This window comes from Aurantimonas sp. (assembly GCF_964217435.1).
In the GTDB taxonomy this organism is placed as follows: Bacteria; Pseudomonadota; Alphaproteobacteria; order Rhizobiales; family Rhizobiaceae; genus Aurantimonas; species Aurantimonas coralicida.
The window spans coordinates 213,335-220,010 of sequence record NZ_CAXPJM010000022.1; the positions used below are offsets into that span (position 1 = coordinate 213,335).

The 6,676-nt window shown below is 67.1% G+C and carries 4 protein-coding genes; 3 read left to right on the forward strand and 1 reads right to left on the reverse strand.

The window, feature by feature from the left end:
* Positions 1-130: 130 nt before the first annotated feature.
* Positions 131-1,399 carry an urea ABC transporter substrate-binding protein gene (gene urtA, locus ACEQX1_RS10285; protein ID WP_187392314.1) on the reverse strand — a complete coding sequence of 423 codons (1,269 nt, stop codon included), beginning with the start codon at positions 1,397-1,399 and terminating at the stop codon, positions 131-133.
* A 309-nt stretch (positions 1,400-1,708) separates the two neighbouring features.
* On the opposite strand from urtA, the gene ACEQX1_RS10290 reads away from it, so the two are divergent.
* The 3 genes from ACEQX1_RS10290 to ACEQX1_RS10300 all read left to right on the forward strand — a co-directional run.
* Positions 1,709-5,092 carry an ATP-binding protein gene (locus ACEQX1_RS10290; protein ID WP_370196804.1) on the forward strand — a complete coding sequence of 1,128 codons (3,384 nt, stop codon included), beginning with the start codon at positions 1,709-1,711 and terminating at the stop codon, positions 5,090-5,092.
* Positions 5,089-5,988 carry a response regulator transcription factor gene (locus tag ACEQX1_RS10295; RefSeq protein ID WP_024352129.1) on the forward strand — a complete coding sequence of 300 codons (900 nt, stop codon included), beginning with the start codon at positions 5,089-5,091 and terminating at the stop codon, positions 5,986-5,988. The genes ACEQX1_RS10290 and ACEQX1_RS10295 overlap by 4 nt, the downstream gene beginning before the upstream one ends.
* 182 nt (positions 5,989-6,170) lie before the next feature.
* Positions 6,171-6,676, forward strand: a 506-nt coding sequence (locus ACEQX1_RS10300; RefSeq protein WP_370196805.1) for a glutaredoxin domain-containing protein, incomplete at its 3' end; no start/stop codon positions are given.

Consider the following 6,676-nt stretch of genomic DNA (forward strand, 5'->3'; position numbering starts at 1 on the left):
GGGCTCGGCGCACGGGGTCGCGGGAAGCGGAGCGTGGCGCGGGCGGGAAGACGGCTGGGTCGGGCAAGGGCCGGCGGTTCGGCCGATCGGCGGACCGTCCGCAAGGGACGGCCCGCCGGAGCGTTGCGGCTTACTGGTAGCCTTCCGGGAACGGATCGGGCTCCATCAGCTCCTCGGTCTCGTAGACCACCTCGTACTGGCCGTCGGCCTGGGCGTGGCCGATGCGCGTCTTGGACCAGAGGTGATGGTTCTCGTGGATACGCACATAGCCTTCCGGCGCGGTGGTCAGCTCGATGCCCGGGGACGCCTCGCGCACCGCGTCGATGTCGAAGCTGCCGGCCTTCTCGACCGCGGCCTTCCACAGCCAGGGGCCGAGATAGGCGGCCTGGGTCACGTCGCCGATGACGATGTCCTCGCCCCACATGTTCTTGAAGTCCGCGACGAACTTCTGGTTGTTCTCGTTCGGCAGGCTCTCGAAATACTTCATCGCGGCATAGGCGCCCTCGATGTTCTCGCCGCCGATGCCGCGGATCTCGTCCTCGGTCACCGAGATCGTCAGGAGGACCGGGGCCTCCTTGGTCATGTCGATGCCGGCGGCCTTGAGCTGCTTGTAGAAGGCGACGTTGGAGCCGCCGACGACGATGGCGTAGATAACGTCCGGCTTCTTCAGCTTGATCTTGTTGATGACCGAGTTGAACTGGGTGTGGCCGAGCGGATAATAGTCCTCGCCAACGACCTCCAGGCCGAGCTTCTCGATGTGCTTGCGCGCGATCTTGTTGGAGGTGCGCGGCCAGATATAGTCCGAGCCGAGCAGGTAGAAGCTCTTGGCGTCCTTGTTCTTCACCACCCAGTCGATGCCCGACAGGATCTGCTGGGTCGCTTCCTGACCCGTGTAGATCACATTGGGCGACTCCTCGAGGCCCTCGTAGAAGGTCGGATAGTAGAGCATGCCGTTATACTGCTCGAAGACGGGCAGAACCGCCTTGCGCGATGCCGAGGTCCAGCAGCCGAACACCGCCGCGACCTTGTCCTCGACGAGCAGCTTCTTGGCCTTCTCGGCGAAGGTCGGCCAGTCGGAGGCACCGTCTTCCTGGGTGTATTCGATCTTGCGGCCGAGGACGCCGCCCATGGCGTTGATCTGCTCGATGGCGAGCTTCTCGGCCTGGACGGAGCCGGTCTCCGAGATCGCCATGGTGCCGGTGACCGAATGCAGGATGCCCACCTTCACGGTGTCCTCGGTGACCGCGAGGCCGGTGGTGTTCACCTCCTCGGTCGGCGGCGTCTGGGCGAAGGCGGCGCCCGCGCCGGTCACAGCAAGCGTCAACGCCGCCGCGGTCCCCAGCAGAAGCTGGCGTCGCAGCCTGGAGCGCAGGCCGTCACCTCTGGTCGCGTCTGTCATCTGAAACCCCGTCTTTGGATGAATGAGCCCGGCGGTCCGGACTGACCACTCGGTTGACAGGGCGATCATCGCGACGAATGCTGCAGAGCAACAATACGCAGATTGACGTATTCCGGTGCTGACCGTCAGGCCCCATCATCCCGCCATGCGGACGGGCCTTTACGACAGGACGGGCGGCAGATTCCTGCGTGCGGAAACGGGGACCGCGGGCTGGCGGTCGCTGTCATCCATCGACCACGCCACACGGCGCGGCGACAATGTGAGGACGCGAATGCAGGACGGCTGTCTGTGCCTCTCCCGGGACGCGGCGTGAACGACCCGCGCAGCGCGCCCCAGCGCATCCTCCGGGTGCGCCGCAGCTACAACCAGTTCGTCGCCGACGAGACGCTGGAAGACTACGCCCTCCGCTTCACCGCCAAGAGCGCCCGGCGCTTCACGCCGATGCAGATTGCCATGACGGCGCTGGGCGGCATCTCGTTCCTGGCGCTGGAAGCCATCGGCGGCACGGTGACGCTGAGCTACGGCGTCGCCAACGCCCTGCCCGCCATCGCCTGCGTCGCCATCCTGATCTTCCTGGCCGGCCTGCCGATCTCGTTCTACGCGGCCAAATACGGCGTCGACATCGACCTCCTGACCCGCGGTGCCGGCTTCGGCTATCTCGGCTCGACGGTGACCTCGCTGATCTATGCGAGCTTCACCTTCATCTTCCTCGCCATAGAGGCGGCGATCATGGCGATGGCGCTGAAGATGACCATCGGCCTGCCGCTATGGGCCGGCTACATCGTCTGCGCGGTCGCCGTGATCCCCATCGTGACCCACGGCATCGCCCTGATCAGCCGCTTCCAGACAATCACCCAGCCGATCTGGGTGCTGCTGAACGTCGCTCCCTTCGTCGCCCTCGCGCTGGCCGGCGGCCTGCCCGACGCCGAATGGGCGGCCTATACCGGCACCCGCGGCGACGGCAGCTTCGACATCCTGTTGTTCGGCGGCGCGACGGCGATCCTCTTCGCCCTGACCGCGCAGCTCGGCGAACAGGTCGACTTCCTGCGCTTCATGCCGCGGCGCCGGGCCGGCCGGAGCGCCGCATGGTGGACCGCGCTGATCGCCGGCGGCCCCGGCTGGATCATCGTCGGCACGCTGAAGATCCTCGCCGGCTCGATGCTGGCGGTCTTCGTGGTCGGACAGGGCCTGTCGATCGCCGAGGCCCATCATCCCACGGTGATGTATCTGACCGCCTATGAGGCGATCATCCCGGACGCGACCGCGGCGCTGTGGATCACCGGCCTGTTCGTCGTCATCGCCCAGATGAAGATCAACGTCACCAACGCCTATGCCGGCTCGATCGCCTGGTCGAACTTCTTCTCCCGCCTCACCCACAGCCATCCGGGCCGCGTCGTCTGGGTGATCTTCAACGTCGCCATCGCCGTGCTGTTGATGGAGATGGGCATCCTGCAGGCGCTGGAGGAAATCCTGGCGCTCTACGCGATCCTCGCCGTCGCCTGGGTCGCGCCCCTCGTCGCCGATCTCGTCGTCAACAAGCCGCTCGGCCTGTCGCCGGCCCATATCGAGTTCAAGCGGGCGCATCTCTACGACATCAACCCGGTCGGCTTCGGCGCCATGGGCACCGGCATCATCCTCGGCGCCCTTGCCCATGTGGGCCTGTTCGGCGAGCTCCTGGCCGCCCTGTCGGTGTTCGTCACGCTGATCGCCGCCTTCGTCGCGGCTCCGGCCATCGCCTATGCCACCGACGGTCGCTATTATCTGGCCCGCAGGGCGCGCGACGACTGGGCCGGTCTGCCGACGCTGGCCTGCTGCATCTGCGAGCACGAATTCGAGCGCGAGGACATGGCCTCCTGTCCGGCCTATGCGGGACCGATCTGCTCGCTCTGCTGCACGCTCGACGCGCGCTGCAACGACCTCTGCAAGACCGGCAGCCGGGCCCGCGAACAGATCGTCGACGGGCTGGCGCGCAACGTCTCCACCCGCCTTGCCGCCTTCGCCGATTCCGCCCGCGGCCATTATCTGGCGATCTTCCTGACCCTGATCGGCTTCAGCGCCGCCGCCCTGTCGCTGATCTACCTGCAGGCGACCCTGACCCGCTCGGCCGATCCGTCCACCGCGGCCATGGTGCTGGCGCAGGTCTTCGTCATCCTGATCATCTTCATCGGCATCGCCTCCTGGGTCTTCGTCCTCGCCCATGAAAGCCGCCGCGTCGCGCTCGAGGAAACACGGCACCAGACCGGGCTTCTGACCCGCGAGATCGAGGCGCATCGCATCACCGATGCCGAGCTGCAGCGGGCCAAGGAAAAGGCCGAGGCCGCGAGCCTCGCCAAGACGCGCTTCGTCGTCGGCATGAGCCACGAATTGCGCACGCCGCTCAATTCGTTGCTCGGCTTCGCCCAGATCCTCGACAAGGATACGGCCATCCCCGAGAAGCGCCGCGAGGGCGTCAAGGTGATCCGCCGCAGCGGTGAGCATCTGGCCGGGCTGATCGACGGCCTGCTGGACATTTCCCGCATCGAGGCCGGCAAGCTGGAGATCTACCGCGACGAATTCGCCCTCGGCCCGCTCCTGTCGCAGATCGTCGAGATGTTCCGCCTGCAGGCCGGCAATGCCGGCATCGGCTTCGTCTACAGGGTCGAGGGGGCCCTGCCGGACATCGTGCGCGGCGACGCCAAGCGCACCCGGCAGATCCTGATCAATCTCCTGTCGAACGCCATCAAGTTCACTCGCGAGGGCCAGGTGACCCTGACGGTGCGCTATCGCAGCCAGATCGCCGAATTCGCCATTTCCGACACCGGACCGGGGATCGCCGAGGAGCATGTCGAGCGCGTCTTCGAGCCCTTCGAGCGCATCGAGGACGGCGCCGCGCGGCCGGTGCCCGGCATGGGGCTCGGCCTCACCATCACCAAGCTGCTCGCCGAGATCCTGGGCGGCGACGTCCGCCTGGCCTCGACGCTCGGGGTCGGCAGCACCTTCACGGTCCGCCTGATGCTGGCGACCGTCGTCGCCCCCGTCGGGGTCGTGGCCCAGCGCCGGGAGGTCACCGGCTATCGCGGCGAACGCCGGACCGTGCTGGTCGTCGACGACGAGCCGGTGCACCGGCAGCTGGTCGAGGAAATCCTGACACCGATCGGTTTCACCGTCCTCACAGCGGACGGCGGCGAGACCGGCCTGCGCATGGCCCGGCTCGCCGAGCCCGACCTCGTCATTCTCGATGTCAGCATGCCCGGCCAGAGCGGCTGGGAGGTTGCCGAGCGCATTGCCGCGGACGGGATCGCGAGCCGGATCGTCATGCTGTCGGCCGACGCCCGGCCCCAGTCGATCACCGGACCGATCGCCGACTGGGTGTCCAAGCCGCTGGTGATCGACACCCTGCTCGACACCATCGCCCGCACGCTGGGTCTCGAATGGCTGCATGACGACGAACCGGCAGGCGATGCGCCGGTCGCACCGCCCCCGGTGTCCGGCGAAAGCGATAGCCGCGACGACCTCGGCGCCCTTGCAGAGATCGACCGCAGCGACCTCCAGGCGCTGGTGGAGATCGGCCATGTGCGGGGGATCAACGCCAAGCTGGACGAGATCGCCCGCCGCGACCCGGGCGCCGCGGCCGGCCTCGCGCAGCTCCGCCTCGCCGTCGAGCGGATGGATTTCGATGCCGTCGAAACGCTTCTTGCGGGAGGCGGGCGATGAACGCGGAGCGCGGCGGCCACCGCACCACCGTCCTCGTGGTCGACGATTCGCCCGACACGATCAGCCTGTTGCGCACGGCGCTGGAGGACGAGGGGATGACCGTGCTCGTGGCCGCCAGCGGGTCGCGGGCGTTGGCCATTGCCCGCCGGGCGATCCCCGACATCATCCTGATGGATGCCGTCATGCCCGGCACCGACGGGTTCGAGACCACCCGCCAGATCAAGGCCGACAGCCGTCTCGCCGACATTCCGGTGATCTTCATGACCGGGCTCAGCGAGACCGAGCACGTGCTCGAGGCCTTCGAGGCCGGCGGGGTCGACTACGTCACCAAGCCTGTCGTCATCGAGCAGGTCTTCGCCCGTATGCGCGTTCACCAGGCGAATGCCCGCAAGACCCGCTCGGCCCGGCTCGCCCTCGACAGCGCCGGGCGCCATCTCTTCGCCATCGACGCGTCGGGCGAGGTTCTCTGGACGACGCCTTGGGCCCGCCGCCACATTCTGGAAGCCGCCGAGGGGCCGATCCCCGCAAGCGTCCTGAAGACCATCCTCGCCAGCCTGCGCGAGGGCCGCGCGACCGCAACGGAGATCGGCACCGGGCTGAGCTTCGCCTTCCTCGGCGAGGCGGGGGACGGCGAATTCCTGCTGCGGGTCTCGCAGGTCGCCAGCGACGCGACCCTGATCGCGTCCCTCAATGCAAAACTGCCGATCTCGCCGCGCGAGGCCGAGGTGCTGCTGTGGCTGTCACGCGGCAAGTCCAACCAGGACATCGCTGACATCCTTAAATTGAGCGTTCGGACGGTGAACAAGCATCTGGAGACGGTTTTCCGCAAGCTCGGCGTCGAGAACCGCTCGGCCGCCACCGCGATCGCCATGGAGCAGATCCGCGAATTCGTCTGATCGCCACCGGCACGAGCGCGGCAGGCTCCGCAGGCACCCCATTCCTTCACCCGTTCCCAGGCGAGATTCCGGCAGGTCCTGCATCCGGCGCGGTCCGTGCGGGAACTTCTGCGCTCGCAACTCCTTGGCCAAGAGGCAACGGCAAGGTGGCGCGCGGGACGCCGCAGGAAGGACGATGGAGCATGAGCAACGCCGCAGCGAATGACAGCAACCCGACGGCCGTCCTCTACCGGATGGTCATGGACGAGCATGTCTGCCCCTATGGACTGAAGTCGAAGGACCTTCTCGAGCGCGAAGGTTTCGCGGTCGACGACAACTGGCTGACCACCCGCGAGGAGACCGACGCCTTCAAGGCGAAGCATGGCGTCGAGACAACGCCGCAGGCCTTCATCGGCGGCGAGCGCGTCGGCGGCTACACGGACCTGCGCGAACATTTCGGCAAGTCGGTCCAGTCGGAGGACGAGACCACCTACCAGCCGGTGATCGCCATCTTCTCGGTCGCCTTCCTGATGGCGTTGGCGGTCTCCTTCGCTGCATACGAGACGATCTTCACCGTGCGGGCGATCGAGTGGTTCTTCGCCATCTCCATGTGCCTGCTCGGCATCCAGAAGCTGCAGGACGTCGAGAGCTTCTCGACCATGTTCCTGAACTACGACCTCCTGGCCAAGCGATGGGTGCGCTACGGCAA

What these genes read in the sequence shown, in the direction of transcription:
- urtA (WP_187392314.1), bottom strand. Translation starts at nt 1,399, where the DNA reads ATGACAGACGCGACCAGAGGTGACGGCCTGCGCTCCAGGCTGCGACGC.
- ACEQX1_RS10295 (WP_024352129.1), top strand. Translation starts at nt 5,089, where the DNA reads ATGAACGCGGAGCGCGGCGGCCACCGCACCACCGTCCTCGTGGTCGAC.